The 18,945-nt window shown below is 46.6% G+C and carries 7 protein-coding genes; 6 read left to right on the top strand and 1 reads right to left on the bottom strand.

Annotated features, from left to right (window positions below):
* Window positions 1–96: 96 nt before the first annotated feature.
* Complete coding sequence (gene moaC, locus BUB68_RS08060; RefSeq protein WP_073089895.1) at window positions 97–576, bottom strand: cyclic pyranopterin monophosphate synthase MoaC; 480 nt, start codon at window positions 574–576, stop codon at window positions 97–99.
* Window positions 577–750: 174 nt separating this feature from the next.
* Here moaC and BUB68_RS15240 point away from each other — a divergent pair, with 174 nt between their 5' ends.
* The 6 genes from BUB68_RS15240 to BUB68_RS08025 all read left to right on the top strand — a co-directional run bounded on the left by BUB68_RS15240 (window position 751) and on the right by BUB68_RS08025 (window position 18,945).
* Window positions 751–2,541: a flagellinolysin gene (locus BUB68_RS15240; protein WP_081371917.1), complete on the top strand. Its 1,791-nt coding sequence runs from the start codon at window positions 751–753 to the stop codon at window positions 2,539–2,541.
* A gap of 27 nt (window positions 2,542–2,568) precedes the next feature.
* Complete coding sequence (locus BUB68_RS08045; protein WP_073089892.1) at window positions 2,569–4,083, top strand: flagellin; 1,515 nt, start codon at window positions 2,569–2,571, stop codon at window positions 4,081–4,083.
* Between the two features lie 24 nt (window positions 4,084–4,107).
* Window positions 4,108–5,658 (top strand): flagellin, encoded by a 1,551-nt coding sequence (locus BUB68_RS08040; RefSeq protein ID WP_073089889.1) that lies wholly within the window; start codon window positions 4,108–4,110, stop codon window positions 5,656–5,658.
* A gap of 18 nt (window positions 5,659–5,676) precedes the next feature.
* Window positions 5,677–7,317, top strand: coding sequence for a flagellin (locus BUB68_RS15730; protein WP_073089886.1), 1,641 nt, complete (start codon window positions 5,677–5,679; stop codon window positions 7,315–7,317).
* Window positions 7,318–7,520: 203 nt separating this feature from the next.
* Window positions 7,521–8,849: a flagellin N-terminal helical domain-containing protein gene (locus tag BUB68_RS08030; protein WP_073089883.1), complete on the top strand. Its 1,329-nt coding sequence runs from the start codon at window positions 7,521–7,523 to the stop codon at window positions 8,847–8,849.
* A 217-nt stretch (window positions 8,850–9,066) separates the two neighbouring features.
* Entirely contained in the window at window positions 9,067–18,945 is a 9,879-nt protein-coding gene (locus BUB68_RS08025; protein WP_073089880.1) for a filamentous hemagglutinin N-terminal domain-containing protein, read from the top strand.

Genomic DNA, 18,945 nt, shown 5'->3' with positions numbered 1-18,945 from the left:
AAGTAAATTTTACCACAAAAGGCGGTTAGCTGACTTGGTTTTAGTCAGCTAACCGCCTTTGTTATAAGGGGGCGTGTTATTTCACAGCCCCTTCTTTTACCGTATAAATTCCCCGCTCTTGCCGCCGCTTTTGCGGTCGAGGTGGATATCGCTGATTTCCATGCGCTTGTCGATGGCCTTGCACATATCGTAGATGGTCAGCAGGGTCACGCTGACCGCATGCAGGGCTTCCATCTCCACTCCTGTCAGTCCCGTGACCTTTACCGTGGCGATAGCTTTCACCGCACAGGTGTCTGCAAGCAGTTCGAAATCCACACTGCACTTGGCCAGCGGCAGTGGATGGCAGAGGGGGATGACCGAACTGGTATTCTTCGCCGCCATGATGCCCGCAATCCGTGCCACTCCGAGCACATCACCTTTAGCCGCCGTACCTTGTTTTATGGCATCGAATACCGGCTGGCTGACCTTGATGAGTCCCGAAGCCACCGCCGTGCGGTGTGTTTCGCTCTTGCCGCTCACATCCACCATGATGGCCTGGCCTTGTTCGTCAAAATGGGTAAGTCCGTTTTCATTCATGATATCGTTCCTTTTCTTTTATTATTTAAATGTATTGTAACAAGATACGGGGAAAAGCAAAAGGTCATTTTTCACAGCACATGCAAATAAGATTTAAGAATTTATCTGTTACATACGATAAATTAGATAAGTGAGACGGAGATGTAGTACTATGTTCTTCAAGGAGGAAGCATCATGGCAATGGTAATCAAAAACAATATAGCTGCCCAGATGGCTTTGGGGGAGCTGAATAAAAACACAGATAAATTATCTAAGTCGTTGAAGAAAGTGGGCACAGGGCAAAAGATCAACAGTGCCGAGGATGATGCTTCGGGCTATGCAATATCGGAACGTATGCGGGTGCAGATTCGCGGGCTGGGACAGGATATTGACAATACCCAGAATGCTATCAGCCTGTTGCGCACGGCCGAAGGTGCGGCAAGCTCTACGGTTGATATTCTGAAAACTCTGAAGGAAAAGGCAATTAATGCCGCCAACGATACGAATACGGATGCCGACCGGGCTACCATCCAGAAGGAAGTGGACCAGTCCATCGACCAGATAGATGACAATGCCAATGCGACGTTCAATGGCAAGACCCTCTTTGACGGTTCGGCAGATGTGGCGGATGATGTGGAGCAGACCATTATCAAGGCGTTGAACAGTGAATGGATTGCCAGCAGCTTGAATATGATCAAGGAAGCCTATGGATTGTCTTTTCAGCAGAATGGCGTTACTATTAACGAAATAGATGTAAAGTTTGATAAATTGACAGGTTCACAGGCGAACACCCTGGCCTACGTACAACCTACTTTCAACAGTAATGGTGATGCCACAGGGTTAGAGATGGTTATTAATCTCACATATTATGCTAATTTGGTAGAAAATAACGTGAATGGTAAAACGACTACGGCAGGAGCAGGGTATCTTGACCGTACGATTGCTCATGAGCTTACCCACGCAGTAATGGCTGCTAACATTAATAAGATGGCTAGTTTGCCGTTGTATGTCATTGAAGGTGCGGCAGAGTTTACTCATGGTATTGATGATGATCGTCGTGCCTCATTATCTGCATTGACGGCTGGTACGATTTCATCCGTATTTAGCTCTGGCGGTGCTTCTGGTTCTACAGATCCGTATACAGTGGGGTATACGTTCCTGCATTATCTCAATGCCCAAGGCGGCCGTGAAGATGCTATGAAGCGCTTTATGAGCGTGTTGAATGAGCAGGGGGGGACGGCCACTGGATTAGATAATGCTGTGGCAGCAGCTACCAAAGGCAAATTCAAAACACTACAGGAAGCCAAGACTGCGTTTTTGGCTGATTACAACAGCGTAACAGGTGGCAATAATACCAGCAAGAACAACGAATTTTTCAAGCAATACTGTGATATGGATCTCGATAATAAACGGGATACCGGTTCGGTAAAGGGCTCCAAAGCCTGGGGCGGAGACGAAGAGAATGCAGAGGATGTTGTGTTGGAAGGCAAATCTACCCGTTTCTGGTATTATCCAAGTGCAAATACGAGTACGATAGAAGGACTGACTGTGAATTGGGGCGACTTCTCCCGTCCTGATGCTGGTTTTCGCTTCCAGGTGGGAACCAAGGCGAATCAGGTGATTAAGGCGGCTTTTTCGGATATTCATGCGCAGGCCTTGGGCTTGTTGTCGGATAGCGGTGAGACTGTGCAGCTCACCACGCGGGCAAATGCCAAACGGGCTCTGACGATTTTTGATAATGCCCTTCAGAAGGTTCTGGATCAGCAGACGACCATCGGGGCAATCCAAAGCCGTTTGTCCTATACGGCACAGAACCTTACTACGGCCCATGAGAATGTGACCAGTTCGGAATCAACCATTCGTGATGCGGATATGGCCAAGGAAATGAGCGAATATACCAAGGCGAATGTCTTGACTCAGGCTGCGCAGAGTATGCTGGCGCAGGCAAATCAAAGCAGTTCTTCCGTCCTTAGCCTTCTGCAGTAACTTTTTCAGGGAAGAAGGGATTTCACCATGGCGATGACAATCCAAAACAATAGCGGCACCATGATGGCGCTGGGACAGATGAAGAAAAATGATTCCAGCATGAGCAAGCAGCTGAAGAAAGTCTCCAGCGGTATGCGGGTCAACGACGCCGGTGATGATGCTTCCGGCTATTCCATTTCGGAACGCATGCGCACCATGATCCGTGCCTTGGGACAGGACATCCAGAATACAAAAAACGGCAAGGATTTGGTAGGGACAGCCGAAGGCGGCATGCAGGAGATATTGAATAACCTGCGGGAAATGAAGGCTATGGCCATCAACTCTGCCAATGACCACAATACGGACTTGGATCGGGAAACGCTGGAAAAAGAATTTGCCAGCCGGAAGGAAACCATTACCGATATAGCGGCATCGACGAATTATAATGGGAAGCTCCTATTGACGGGGGACTATGCGGAATACCATATTGATTATTCGAAACCGCCGGTAAATACTTTGATCAGCGACTTTCAGCCATCATTCAATTCGTGCACGCCCAATAATCAGGTTAAATCCGGTGGGGGCGTTCGTGTAGATGCCAGCTTCAAAGGGCCGATGAATGGAACGTGGAATTATTGGACTGCTACTGGTCAGACAAAACCTGCAGGTAGTGGCCAGGGTAATCAGATTGCAGTAGCATTGGATTTTTCCAGTTTGAATGTAAATTATCCTAATGATATAGACGGGAAGGGCTTTTCCATTCTTTGCGGAGCTTGCAATCAGTATATTGATATTATCTTTGATGCCAGCACGACAACGACCAGTTATACAGCCTCACCAGCCCCGCCTCCGGGCGAACCTAGAAATTCGCAAGCCCGCGCCTTTACGATTGGTGTGCAGAATGTTACCAGTGGAGCAGGACTGGCACAGGCCATCTTTGATGGCATCAGTTCCGTGCAGAATCGGATAAGTGGCAACAATAGTGCTGCCAATCAGGTGGATAGTACGTTAACCAATCTTTTGATTGATACGTCCCATAACTTGCGCTTAGCTGAGATTAATGGCAGTTACTATTTCCTGAAAAACAATGATCAATGTGCCTTGCAGTTCGTCAATGGTATATATGGCGGCCCCGAAAATAAGTTTGATGATGACCCCATTCTGCCAGGAACGCCGCTGATTATTCATACCGGTACCAAGGCTAATCAGCATATGGAAGTTTTTATTAATGGCATGTATCCAAAAGATATGAATATAGAAGAAGCACATGTTTCACCTTTGGAAGCAGCCTTAGATGCTATGGGGCTTTTGGATGACGCTGTTGACTATGCTTTGAAAGAAATCACCCGCATGGGGGCTTATCAGATGCGTCTTGGGCAGACCGAAGATACTCTGGTCACCAACGAGGAAAATACCATGGCTGCCGAGAGTACCATCCGTGATGCCGATATGGCCAAAGAAATGACTGAATATGCCAAAGCCAATATCCTGACCCAGTCGTCTCAATCCATGCTGGCGCAGGCGAACCAAAATAGTTCGAATGTCCTTAGTTTGCTGCAATAATTGTTTTAGCAAGGGGCGGTTATCATGGCGATGACGGTAAGAAATGACAGCGGCAGCATGATGGCGCTGGGACAACTGAAGAAGAACGATTCCAGCCTGAGCAAGCAGCTCAAGAAAGTATCCAGCGGCATGCGGCTCAACAGTGCTGAAGATGATGCTTCGGGCTATTCGGTGTCAGAACGGATGCGTGTCATGATTCGCTCCCTTGGGCAGGATATCCAGAATACGCAAACTGGCAAAAACTTGGTGGCTACCGCCGAAGGTGGCATGCAGGAGATTATCAACAACCTGCGCTCCATGAAGGAGCTGGCTATCAATTCTGCCAATGACCATAATACAGATTTGGATAGGGAGACTCTCGAAAAAGAATTTGCCAGCCGTAAAGAGGCAATTACGGATATTACAGCGTCTACCAATTATAATGGCAGATTATTGCTGACGGGGGACTATGCTCAATATCGAATAGGAGCGGCCAGTTCCCCGATATCCTCATCGGTTACTATGATCAGCGATTTCCAACCGGCATTTAATAGCTGCAGTTCAGATTGGAAGCCGACACTGAAATCCGGAAGTGGTGTTTTGGTCGACAGCAGTTTTGTAGGTTTTTTAGGCCCGCCGAGAAATTGGAACTATTGGACAGAAACAGGCCAGACAAAGCCTAGTGGAACTATGCAGGAGAAGCAAATTGCTGTATCTTTGGATTTTTCCAGTTTAAACAGCTTGAATATTGATTTTCCGAGCAGTTTGGATGGAAAGGGATTTTCTATTCTTTGTGCAGATTGCCCACAATATATTGATATTGTTTTTGATGCCAGTACTACTACAGCTTCATATACCCCATATGCTATCACTGCTTCTGGTCGAAGAAATTATCTTTCTCGTGTGTATACAATTGGTGTGCAAAATGTCACAAAGGCGACGGATATAGCGAAAGCCGTATTCGATGGAATAAAATCCGTGCAAAGTCAAATAACGATCCAACATGCCAGATATGTACCGTCGAATCCGATTGACACGAATGCATCGAATATTTTGATCGATTCGGCACATTATTTGCGTATGGCTGAAATCAATGGCAGCTACTATTTTCTAAAAGAGGACGATAAGCATGCGATACAATTCCTGAATGGTCTTTTTGATGGCCCTAAAAATGAATTTTATCGTTCAGAAGATTTGACCGGTACACCGCTGATCATTCATACCGGGCCAAAGGCAAACCAAAATGTACGGGTTTTTATCAATGCCATGTGGCCGAAGAATATGGGCATAGAAGATAGCCATGTTACCCCTATAGAAGCAGCTTTGATGGCTATGGGGGCTTTGGATAAGGCTGTTGACTATGCGCTCAATGAGATTACGCGCATGGGCGCCTATCAAATGCGCTTAGGGCAGACGGAAGCTAATCTGGTGACCAATGAGGAAAACACGCAGGCGGCAGAAAGCACCATCCGTGATGCCGATATGGCCAGGGAAATGACCGGCTACACCAAAGCCAGCATTCTGTCCCAATCTGCACAGGCAATGCTGGCGCAGGCGAACCAAAATAGTTCTAATGTTCTTAGTCTTTTACAATAAGGATAGAAGGTGTCTGCTATGTCTATGAATATTTATAGCCATGTGGAAGGTACGAAAGTACGGAACCAATTGAATAGTAACAACAGCCAGTTGGCGAAGTCATTGCAGAAGGTTTCCAATGGCATGAAAATCAATAGTGCCGGTGATGATGCTGCAGGCTACAGTATTTCAGAGCGTATGAGGACGCGGATTCGTGGCTTGTACCAATGTGGTGATAATACGAAGGCTGGCCATGATATGTTGAATCTGGCCTCGCAAGCGGTTGACCAACAGATACAGATTATGGCGCATCTGCGGGAGATTGCTCTGAAGGCATCGGATGATACCTATTCACAGGTAGATCGCGATGTGCTGCAAAGTGAAACCAATCAGATGCTGATGCAGATCAATGATATTTCTTGGGATACGAATTACAACGGTATCCGTCTTCTGGATGGGGTAACGGATAAAGTTACGACGGAAACGAAAAATGTTATGACGCAGGGAGTGTTCAGTTCTTTAGGTCCCTCACAAGCAAATACGACGATTGGCAAACTGTTTCCCGCAGGGAATACGAAGTCGTATTATGCAGGTTCAATGATAGCACCATCAAAATATGATCCAGCTCTTGTGGGTTACGGAGGTGTGGGGAGTGGGACTTGGACTGCAACATTAGATTTTTCCAATAGTGGAGGTGCAGTACCAACGGATTTTGATAATCAGGGGTTTGCAATTCTCTGTGCAAATTGTGAGCAGTTTATTAGTATCACATTCACCACAAATTTACCCGTGGGTGAGGGGATGCGTTATGATGAAAAAAATTCAGATTCATGCGCGTATTATATAGGAATAGGCGGAGCTTCGACATATGACGATATTGAAAATGCAGTATATGATGGGGTGCTCTATGCAAATCGTAATGGTTCGCCAAGGCAACAGAGATATACGCGTTATCCAATGAGGGACAATACTATACTGAATAAACATGATACGATTGTTAGCAAGGATAATAACGGAAATATAACCATATCGCAGAAGGGGAATCAGCCAGTGTTTTATGAGGGAACGAAGGGGACGGTTACGCCTTCGCCTTCCTCTACAGTGGAAGAAATAGCTGTTCACGCAACTTATCCATATAAAGGTCTCTATATTCAATCGGATACACCTGCTTCGCAAAATACTAGATATCAGCTGTTCAATACTACGTTGGATGCTTTATTTCCCGCTAATGATTCAAAATTTACTCTTGATCCGGCAAAGTCGGATTATCCGGATGATTATTCTACAGATTATAACAGATTCTCCACGGTTACGGAAAAGGAACAAGTATGGCGGGATGAGGAGTGGCCCTATCCAAAAAAAGGAGCGATTGCAAGTGGTACATGTGTCAGGACGCGGGAAAACGCTAACAAGTTTCTAGATGATATAGATCAGGCATTGAAGTATCTGCTCTATGTCAACACCAGTCTGGGTGCACAGATAAATCGTCTTGACAACTCGAATGCTAATATTGTGACAAATACGGAAAATACAACGGCTGCTGAGAGCAATATTCGTGACGCAGATATGGCCAAGGAAATGGTAATATATACCAAATCCAATGTTCTGCAGCAGGCAGCCCAGTCTATGCTGGCCCAGTCCAATCAAAATCTGGGGACCAGCCTGGATTTGCTGAAGTAGCAGCATGCAGGCTGGTAGCTGGTCTTAGGTATCTTAGACGATACTGGCTTCCTTGATGTCCTAAGAAAATTTTGTAGGTACTATTAAGGAATTGGCGAATTTACCGATAACATTAGTAGAAGTCACGGCGAATCTGCGTCGTGGAGGATGTAGGTTTGCATAGAAATAGATACTAAGGGACGAGAACAAGGAGGTTGGCCGCTATGGCTATGGTGGTAAAGAACAACATCCCAGCCAAGAATACGTTGAACCAGCTGGGGCGAAACGAAAAGGCTATGAGGAAGAGCCTGGAGAAAGTTTCGTCAGGGATGAAAATTAACAGTGCAGAAGATGATGCGTCCGGTTTCGCCATTGCAGAGAAGATGGTAACGCAGGTACGCGGACTGAATCAGGATATCGACAACACACAGACGGGCATGAGCATGTTGAAGGTGGCAGAAGGCGGCCTCCAGAGTACCATTGATATTTTGAGTACCTTGAAGGAAAAGGTCATCAATGCGGCGAATGACAGCAATAGCGATGCTGACCGCGCTATCATTCAAAAGGAATTGGATCAGGCAATCGATCAGCTGGACGAAAATGCTAATGTCATGTATAATGGCAAGACGTTGCTGGATGGAACTCACAATAATGAAGTACATCCCGCTACTTATACGACGTTGGTTAATGAAAGTTTGGATTCAGGCAGTTTGGGTACGTTTAGCCTGATAACGAGTATGTGCGATGCTTCAGGACGCAGCCTGGAAATTTTTTCAGACAGCCGGATTGAGTATTCGTATGTTCATCAAGGGAAAACGTATTTTTCCGTATTGGATCCCGTAGGAAATGAGTTCGTGGGTTCCATGTTTTCGCACAGTAAAGATGATAAGGGAAATCAGCCGGCTTCATCGATGATGAAAACTGTTTTAACGGACAAGTTAGGGAAAGATAGAGTCGGAGAGGATGTTTATACCATTAGCAGAGAGAAGGCCTTAGTATTTCAAGCTGGGACGAAAGGCCTGGAGGGACAGATTTCAGGTTTGACGATAAATGTGGTCAATAAGGATGGCTCTGTAAATCGTACAGCGAATTCTGTTTTGAACAACTTCTATGAAGCGATTCAAGCTGAAGATGAATCTCCTGATAATGCACTGGTCTTTCAGACAGGAACCAAGGCCAATCAGGCGATTAAGATGGGCTTTTCGGATATGCGTACTACAGCTTTGGGATTAAGAGCGACAGATGGCAGTACGTTATCTATTTCCACGCAGAAAATGGCCAATGCGGCTATCAGTGTTTTGGATCTGGCATTAGAGAAGGCTTTGAAGCTGCAAACCACTATTGGTTCCGTAGAGGGACGTATGGAATATACGTCTGCTAATCTTACCACTGCCAGTGAGAATACACAGGCTACGGAGTCCGTTATCCGCGATGCAGATATGGCCAAAGAAATGACTGCTTACACTAAACATAACGTATTGGTGCAGGCCTCTCAATCCATGTTGGCACAGGCAAATCAGAACAGTTCGTCCGTGCTTAGTCTGTTACAATAATCAATGTGTGAATATAAGCCCTGTGTGAGGAGATGCGGATGGCTTCTTCTTGCACAGGGCTTTTGGATAGAGGGGATAGTACGGCGTTTTGAAAAATTTGGTTTTATTTTATTATATTATATTATATACGAAAAAAGATGTAATGAAATGAATTGCACGAGCAATTTTTAATGGGGTGTTATAAATGTGTAACGATAACAGAGAGAGGCAACTCTGCTTGCAAGTCAGTATTGCATTGGCGGCAGGGATGTTCAGTATAGTACCGGTAGCTTATGGGGCACCCGTGGGAGGCACTTCTTCTACGGCTACGATTACGTATAGTGATGTAAAAGATTCCAGTAATAATGTTATTGGTCAGGATACGAGTGTGGTTGGCAGTGTAACGAACAACGTTATTGACTGGCATGATTTTTCGGTGGACAAGAATGAGAAAGTAGTTTTTGCTGGGAACAAAAACTATATGAACATTGTTACCGGAGCCAATACCTCGGATATCAATGGCAAGATCCAGGGCGGCGGCGAGGTCTATATTGTCAATCCCAATGGCGTTATGATCGGCAAGGATGCAGAGATCAATGTGGGGAGTTTCTATGCTTCTACGCGGGAAATAGCAGTGAGTGATGCTGTGGCGGCGGCTACTAATGCCAATAGTGGAAATGGCAGCATGAGTTCGGTGATTGCGGCTGGTACATCCACCAGTGGTGCCGCTATGGATGTGGTGAATATGGGCAAGATCCAGGCCACAGAGGTGGTGCTGGAAGGCGAGAATATCCGCATCCTTAATTCGGCAGATATTACTTCCGATGGCTCTACGCCTTTGACCAATAAAGTCACGGTGCGGGCGGATGAAGGCTATATCCATGTGGGCAGCAGTGATGGCTCTGGTGGAGCAAACTATACGAAGGGAAACGTAACCAGCACGGGTGCCGTAGCAGCTGTGGAACAATATATCTTGGTGGATAAGACGAACTGGGCTTCTACCTTGGGGACAGGCAGTGCTGTCAGCGGTAATTATATGCTGGCAGATAATATCGTTGCCACCGACATTACGAACTTCAAGAATGTCAGTTCTTTTTCTGGCAAATTTGATGGTAATTTCTTTACCATAAGCAAACTGAGCGGCTCTGGATTATTCGGCTCGACCACCAGTGCTACGATTGAGAATCTGGGCGTTACAGATTCCAGTTTCAGCAATTCTGGTGGTCCTGCTGGTGCTATTGTGGCAACGGCCAACGCTACGAAACTTAACAATGTTTATAATGAAGGTTCGCCAGTAAGTGGCTCCATGTATATATATTCTGGTGGCTTGGTGGGAAGCGCTGATGGCGTAACCATCAAAAATTCCTACAATACAGGTGCAGTTTCTGGTGGCAGTGGCGGCGGCCTGATTGGTATGGTAGCCGATGGAACCAATCGTGTAGAGAATAGCTATAGCACAGGCTCAGCTAACGGATTAGTCTTTAGTGCGGAGGATGCCAATGGGACGATATCCTTTGAGAATGTTATTGGGACTGCGGCCAAGTTTTTTGATATTGTGGCAGGTTCTGCTCCGACAGGAACAAACTCTTTGGTATTGAATAATAATCAAGGCGAATATTATGATGGAAGTGGCAATAGTTCTACCATATCAGGCGTAGATCGAACAACTTTGTCAACCTATACTTCAGGAGCAATTTCCTGGGTGAAGAACAGCGATATTTCGGATATTGGTGGTGTAATCAAGGATGCCAATGGCAAGCTGATTCGTCCTGCTTGGCGTATTTACGAGGGGAAAACGGAACCTGTTCTGACTGTTTTTACAAAGGGCATAAAGAACACTGTTTACGATTTTGAATATTTTGCCAAAGATAAAACCACAGGCCAGTATACGGACAAGGATACGGCTGCGTATAAATACAGCACGAAAAGCAATAGCAATGTCGGCAATAACAAGGGCAAGGACTTGACTGCCTATGTTTATGCTACGACCAGCAGTGGTTCGGATACACCGGGACTTATTTATAATGCCGAGACGTTGAAAATCGTGGATGCCAATGGGGACGCGGCAACTTCTACGAATAATTTGGTGGATGATTACAGTGCGGTATTCAATACCCAGGGAACTTCCACCATTAAGGGCAATGTCTATTATAATGCTGCCGGCCAGAAAGATGCTTTGGCCAATAATGCCAAGATGGCATTGATTTGGTCTGATCAAAAGGGCTATGATTTAGTCGGCAACAACATTGCGATTGCACCGCGACAGGTGACGATAACCAATAATTTCACGACCCAGTCCATTGTCAAGGAATATGACGGCTCGGATGATGCCAAGAGCTTTGTGTCGGGGCTCTTCAGCGGTAGCAGTAGTTCGGTTTCGGGGATTTTAGCAGAGGATTCAGCGGATATCAAGGTTACCATGGACTCTGGTACCGCTACCTTTAGGAATGTGAATAGTGACGGCTCATTGACTGCGGCAGGTGCGGCTGGCAATGAGAATGTGGGAAAGAATAAAAAAGTACAGATTAATGGCACATTATCCCTGACCAATGGCTCTGGCGGTACTTATACCGGCAGTAATTATGTGGTGGTAAATGCTACTGGCACCACGGGCAACAGCGTGCAGATTAATTCCCCTGTGAATGCCGCTATTACCCAAAGGGAAATCAAGGTTTCCCTGAATTCTGGCTTGGGGATTACCAAAGTCTATGATGGGGATGCCTATGTAAAGGATGCACAGGGCAATAACCGTACCTTTACGTCCAGTGATTTTAATCTGGATCCCGAGAATAAAATATTGCCAGCGGATCAAAATAATACCACAAAATTAGATCTGACGGTAACCCCCAGCAACAATACAAAATATATTGACCTCTCAACGAAGACGGATCAGGTTGATGCAGGTACACATGATGTGGCTATTGCAGGTATATCCCTGACGGGAACATCTGCAGATAACTACGTTTTGACGGATTTAAACGGTACGCCGATTTACAGTAAGCAAGACCTGGTTACCGGATATAATCAGACTACGCAGGTGGGGCAGAATGGTGGTGGACCTTTATATACCACTGGCGATATCACGCTGCGCACGATTCCGAAGACTGGTTTCAAATGGTATAATTCTGTATCTCTGACTGCGCCGCATGGGCCTGTTTATCAGACGGCCACCAAGGAATATGATGGCACGGCCACTTATTCGGAGCCTGTCAACAGCTGGGTAAGCAATGCGCCGACAACTACGTCCACGACTTATACCACCACGGGCATGCTGCCTGGGGATGATTTGGAGCTGCAGGTGAATTCTGCGGAATTTACGCAGAATAGTACGGATACGAATTCTGCTACGAATTTGGCTGTCAAAGATGCTTATGTATCCGGAGCCAGTCAGGGCGTTCGGTATAATGTCACGATTACCGGAACCGCAGCCAAGAACTATACCTTTGATGGCACAACTGCTTTGGCTAATGGGGTTACGGAAACCGTGCTAGGCGAAGGTGAGATTACGCCCCGCACCATCTATATCACTACGCCGACTGCCGGAACGGTGACGAAAACATACAACGGCAATGATGTGGTGGAAAATGGCGGCAAAACGTATTTCGGACTGAATGATGGCTATTTCACCTATGCCGATAACAATGCCTACCATCATATTGTCAAGGACAGCAATGGCAATGATGATGCTGAGATTGTGATTACCGGCCAATACCAGAATATGGTGGATAGCAATGGTAACACCGTGCTCGCTAAAGATGTATATTATGATGCAACGAACACCGCCAATCCGATTCTGGACAAAAATATTGTCTATACGGCTACGATTGTGCAGAATATGCCGCAGCAGACTGGCAATACGTTGACTGTCAATCCCAGTAATTATGCAAGTACGAACTATCGCTTTAATATTGCCCCCAATACCAATCAGGTTACCTTTAATGGCACGGGCAATATCACGCAGGTGCAGCTGGGCACCATTACTTTTGCGGACGTCAACAAGACTTTTGACAACAGTTATAAGGTAACCAATACGAATGTTACCACGGCTCCGCAATACACCGATGATAAAATCAAGATAAATACGCCTACGGGAATTATATCTACGGAAACGGTAGCGGATGTGTTCTATGTGGACAGCCAGGGGTATCTGGACAATCAGGCCTATTTGACTGATAAGGGTGTACCGCTTCTGGATAATACCAATGGTCCATTTAAAGCTAAGTATGGGCGATTGAGCTCCAGTGGTTTTACGCCGAATGAACATGTATATCGTGACGGCAATGGCAACGTTCAGGCTGTAAGTGTGGAGTATGATGGGATAAGCTCGTTGCTTCGGAACCATAACTATAAGCTGGATGCACCGACGGCTGCGTCTGATAAGGTATATGGTACGGGGACAATCAATCCTTTCCTGGTGACGAATAAATCCTGGATCAATTTGAATCTCAATGGTACGCCGATTGAAAAAACTTATGATGGTACGGATACCATTACGAATCCCTTGAATTATGTGCAGACCACAGGGCCTTTGAACAACAAAGCGGATATTACCATTTCACCTGTGGCGGGGCAGAATCTGCCAGGACTTTCGGCGACAGTAGCCGGTGCGCATTATAAGGATGAGCATAGCCATTATGATGTGGTGAACAATCAGGATACAGCTCAGGATGTTATTTATGAGTTGAATATTTCCGAGACTGGTGATTATGGCATTGACAATAGCTTGAAAGTCAATCAGCAAGCCAATGGCTTGGTGGAATTGACCTTAACAAATGGTGGTGTGATCAAACGCAAGGAGATTATCGCCAATACACCGAAAAATGCTGATTATACCAAGACTTATGATGCTACGGATGTTATCAGCGACATGGGGAATAAACTCATCGATATCAGCAATGATATCTTGCAGATTGATAAGAACAGAGTGACGAATGCCACTACGGCGAAGTATGTGACGAATTCCACGGGAGCTGCGGAGGATGCCAGCTACAATAATGGTGATAAGACTGTCGAGTACACCCTTAAACTGCAAGGTGATACATATAACGACTATTATCTCCATGATGGAAATGGCAGCACTACCGTCAATGGAGCGGGAACCATCAACAAGCGCAATTTGCAGATTTCAGGCCCCAGCAACCATCAGAAGACCTATGATGGCAATACCAATGTTACCGATATGCCGACGGCGTTATCTGGTTTTACCTTTGGTGACAGTGATGATATCACCGTGCTGACGAAGGATAATTTTGCCATAGGCGCACTTACGGGGACATATGGTACGGGAAATACGGATGCGACCTTCAATCCTGAACCGAATGTGGGAAATAAGACTGTGCAGTATAGCGGCTTTTTCACCGCCTTGGGCAATCGGGCGCGCAATTACACCATTAATGGCGCGGACAATACCAACAGCCTGGGAACGGCTTATGGCGCGGGAATTATCTCCCCGGCGCAGTTCAGTGGCAGTTTTGTATTGAAATTGAAGAATGGGATTACGCAGATTTACAGTGGTTCCAATGTAGTGGGACAGCTGGAGAGCGATACGACCAGCGCGGCCAAACGCGCTTTTCAGGAAAGCTGGATAGACCTTACTAATAGCGGGATAAAACTGACCTCGACGAGCACTGGTATTGATGTTACGCTGGCCAGCATTGGCAGCAGCAATTATAACATTGACTCTGCTGTATTTACGGCAGGTGCTGATGTTGGGACGGGGAAAAACGTAGCCTATCAGATTACCTTGAATCCAACGTATGTCAGCAATAACTTCACGGGTATGCCTACGACGGTGACATTTCAGGATTCCATCAATGATGGTGAGATCAAGGCCCGTGAGGTCACGGTTGAGCTGACCCAACTGGCTAAAGATGGATTGACTAAGACCTACGATGGCACGGGGGATATCTACAAGACGGCGAATAAGGCCTTCTCTACGGATAGCACTGTGGGGGTTATCGCGCAGGGTGATGACATCATCCAGTTTGAAGCGGCTAATACGACGAATCACACGGGTCTGGTCAAGGGCACGAATACCAGTACGGGAGAGTACACGCCGAACATCAACGTCGGAGGGACGGTCGTAGAATACACGGCCAGTATTTCCGGTGACAAGGCAAGCAATTACATTTTCAAGGATGTGAATGGCAATACCCTGGTCAATGGCAAGAGTGCAGCCCTTACGACGAATAACAATACCATTACGCCTTTTGGGGTTGTTTTGGAGACACCTGCATCGATCAATAAGACTTATGATAGTACGGAAGATGTTGCGCTGTCTGATGTGCAGACTGCCTTCCAGAATAAGCTGAAGAGCGGGGTCGGTAATGAAACCGTAACGCTGCAGGGGCTGTCGGCTACTACCGGTCAGTACGTTGGTGCGGATGTGAATCCCGATACCGCTGGGAATCCTACACCGCATGTGGTGCATTATACAGGCTTGTCTTTGGGGAATACCACGCCTGCCAATTATATTATGGTGGACAGCACGGGGCAGGAATTGAGCAAGGACAGCAATGGTCTGTATCAGATTGATGGCACGGGGACGATTTCTCCATTTTCATTGCTGCCTGGTACCTATACCATCAACTTTGCTCCTGCGGAGAAGGATTATGATGCTACGCAGGAGGTTTGGAAGAACAATGGACAGACCAGCCTGACCAATAATTATATCGAAGATCACTATATAACATTGGGCAATGGCGTGCAGCAGAATCTGACATTCTCCAGCTATTTTGCCGAGTATGATACGCCTAATGCTACAGGTACGGCCAATGGTGCCACGCAGGTCAATTACCGGCTGGGATTGGGGGGCGGCAACTATGACCTGACCGCTCTGCGGAATGCTCAATTGGTGAATGCCAATGGTGAACTGCTGATTTCGGACCTGGGGAATATCAATGCCAATTACGGTACGGCGGCCAGTACCATCAACAAGGCTACAGTATATGCCGGGCTTACGAACAATCCCTTGGATGCGGATATTGTGAAAACTTATGATACAAATAATGATGTTTTGCAGGATGTGTCCAATAAGGTGGAAGTGACTGGTTTGTTCACTTCCCAGGATGGTACGAAGCTGAATGTGCAGGCTATCAATGCGCACTATGATGATGAAAAAGTGGCCCGGGATGCACAAGGGAATGTGGTAGACAAGGATGTTTATTACCATGTAGAGCTTGAGGGGGCTGCCAAGGATAACTACAAGATTGTGGGAGCTGCAGGAGCTGCTTATAATGGTACCTCTGATAATACTGGTGACCTGATGGGAAAAGGCAGGATCGATCCTGTAGAACTGACGGTGGATTTCAAGAAAGCAGAGCGGCTTTACAAATTGGATGTCAATGGTGATGCGGAGACGGCAGTGAATGCTTCTGATATTCAGGTGGACAAATTCAATGGACTGTTAGGCACGGATAGTATCGCCAATTTCAGTACGGCGTTGATTCATGGTGAGTATGGCGAAGGTGATACGGAAGCTGTGTTCAATGCAGATGGCAATGTGAAGCGCGACGGCCAGGCTGTGGGTTATAAGTCTGTGAAGTACAGCAATCTGGAGGCAGCCTATAAGGATTATCTGGTGAATCAAAATCATCTCAATACTGCTGCTGCCAACTATACGCTGAAAGACACCACATTCTATGGTTCGGATCAGAAAAAGGGGCGGATCAACCCTGTTATGATAACCGAACTCAAGGCCAAATGGCAGGGCGTGGACAAGGTCTATGATGCGACACCTGATGTATTGGATTCCGGCAGCGTCATGCAGCTGGTGACTACGTCTCCGTTGGATCAGCAGGAAATCGAAGTAAGTTATAGTGGTGCGGATCGTGGCATTTATGTGGATAACACAGGGGCAGCACAGAAGGATGTGGGCAACCATGGTTTGATGTATAACGTGACTGAGGTGAATAAGAACCTGGGCAACTATCAGCTGGATGACACGACGGCCAATAATGCTAAACGTGACTGGATTAGTACCACGGCTGCTGATAACGTTGGAGGATTGGCGGTAACTGGTGAAATCACGGCACGGCCGCTGAATGTAATCGCGAAAAATGGCTTCCATAAGATTTATGACGGTGATGGTGATATTGATGCAGATCAGATACAGGAAAGGATTGGCTTCAGTGCAGCAGATCTGAGTGTCCTGCAAAAGGATATCGCTGCCGGTGAGATCAGTTATGATGTGGCGGCCAGCTACGCGGACGGCGATGCCAATGTGGCGCCCGGCGTGATCCGGAATCTGAAGGATGTCAACTACAGCCTGACCTTGCAAGGCAACACCAAGGGGAACTATGTCCTCCAAGGTGCTGTCAATGATGTGGTCACGAAAACTGAAAAGCTGGGAGATATCGAACAGCGGCAGGTTTTTGTGGAAGCTGTGGATATTACAGGCATTGACAAAACCTATGATACCACCAAAGCTTTACCGGATGGTTATTCCAACAACGGACATTTCAAACTTCGGGATGTGGATGCCGATACGGGCGTCATAGCAGGTGAAGATGTTGAGCTGGATCTGGCAGCGATCCAGGGTGAGTATGTGAATGGTCATGTGCAACGGGATGACAATGGCAACCTTATGCCGCAACAGATTGATTTCACTACTTTCCGGTTGAAGGGCAACGACAATCTTGCTAATTATGTGATGCAGACAGACAGTTTGAGTGGCAGTGGCACAATCAGTCCGGCTCCGCTGACGGTGACGATCAACTCTGCTCCGGTCAAGACTTATGATGGAGAGACTTCTATGGTTGACCCTGATGTAGGAGATGTCTACACTGCGAACAAGAACGTGAAAGTGGAGGGGTGGCTGCAGGAGGCCGATAAGGCGAATGTCTTGTTGACGGATATTGGTTATCAGGATGGCAATGCTGGCAAAAATAAAGAATATGCTTATCATGTCAGCCTGGGCAATACAGATTATACGCTTACGCAGGGGACGGAAACGCCCGCTGTCAGCGTAACGGATAATGGTCAGGAAGGTACGGTTACGGCCTATGATGGGACAATCACCCCGCGGATATTGACTGCCAGCGTCATCAAGACCATGACGAAGGAATACGATGGTGAGATTGACGGCGTGGAAAATGCGCAGAATAATATTTCCCTGAGTAATTACATCGATAAGGACAAAGACAATCTTGGCCTTACGGCAACTGCAGTTTATGATAATCCCAATGCAGGAAAATCCGAAGACACTGACGAACTAGAGAATCATGAAGTGCGTTATACCTTGAATCTTAGCAATGCGAATTATCAATTGGCAGACAGCACCGTAGAGGGAACAGGAACAATCTACCGCAAAGGGCTGACGATTGTAGCTGCTCCGGCAGCGGTCAATGTCGGCGAGGCAATGCCGGAATTCACCGGCAGCGTAGAGGGCTTAGTGGAGAAGGATAGTGCTTGGGCGGATGCTTTCACCTTTGCCCCGAAAGCGGAGACCACAACCAACACGCCGGGGTCTTACGAGGTGTTTGGCTGGTATAGTAACCGCACTTTGGGAAATTTGGGCTTGAATTACACCTTTGCTCAGGCTCCTGCGAATGACAGGGCTTTTACCGTGAACTATGTCAACACCAGCAATGATAATCCTGATACCAAGATCACGCCCAACAGTGATGTATATAATCAGATTTCCAAGGATATGAATAGTGGCTTTGGCGATAACAGCATAGCGGCTATCGAGTATCGGGACAAAAATGGGCAAGTCGTAGCACGCGAGGATATTGGCAGCGGCGGTATTCGCGGCTTTGGCAATGATGAAACCAATGAAGATCTGGTAAATCCGGGGACGAAACTGGCTGATATCGGCATAGTCGGTGGAGATATCGTCAATATCGAAGGTGTAGATGCTGCAAGTTCGGCTCAGGTTCAAGTCAGCGGTGATGGCACAGTAATCAATCTGGAAGTTCAGCCGTTGCAGGCAGAGACTTCGGGAACGAGTTCCATTGCACAGATCCAGGTAGTGGATGATAGCCGAAAATTGGAAGAAAGCGAAGACAAGACTGAGAAGAACGATAAGGAAAGTGAAATCGGCATTGAAAGTACGAACAGTCAGGATGATGATGAAATTGAGCTGAAAGTTGAAGACCAGGGTGTAAATGTAGCCTAA

This window comes from Pseudoselenomonas ruminantium (genome assembly GCF_900142515.1).
GTDB classification, from domain to species: Bacteria; Bacillota; Negativicutes; order Selenomonadales; family Selenomonadaceae; genus Selenomonas_A; species Selenomonas_A ruminantium_D.
The sequence above is the reverse complement of the archived record's forward strand: the minus strand, read 5'-3'. Positions and strand labels throughout refer to the sequence as shown.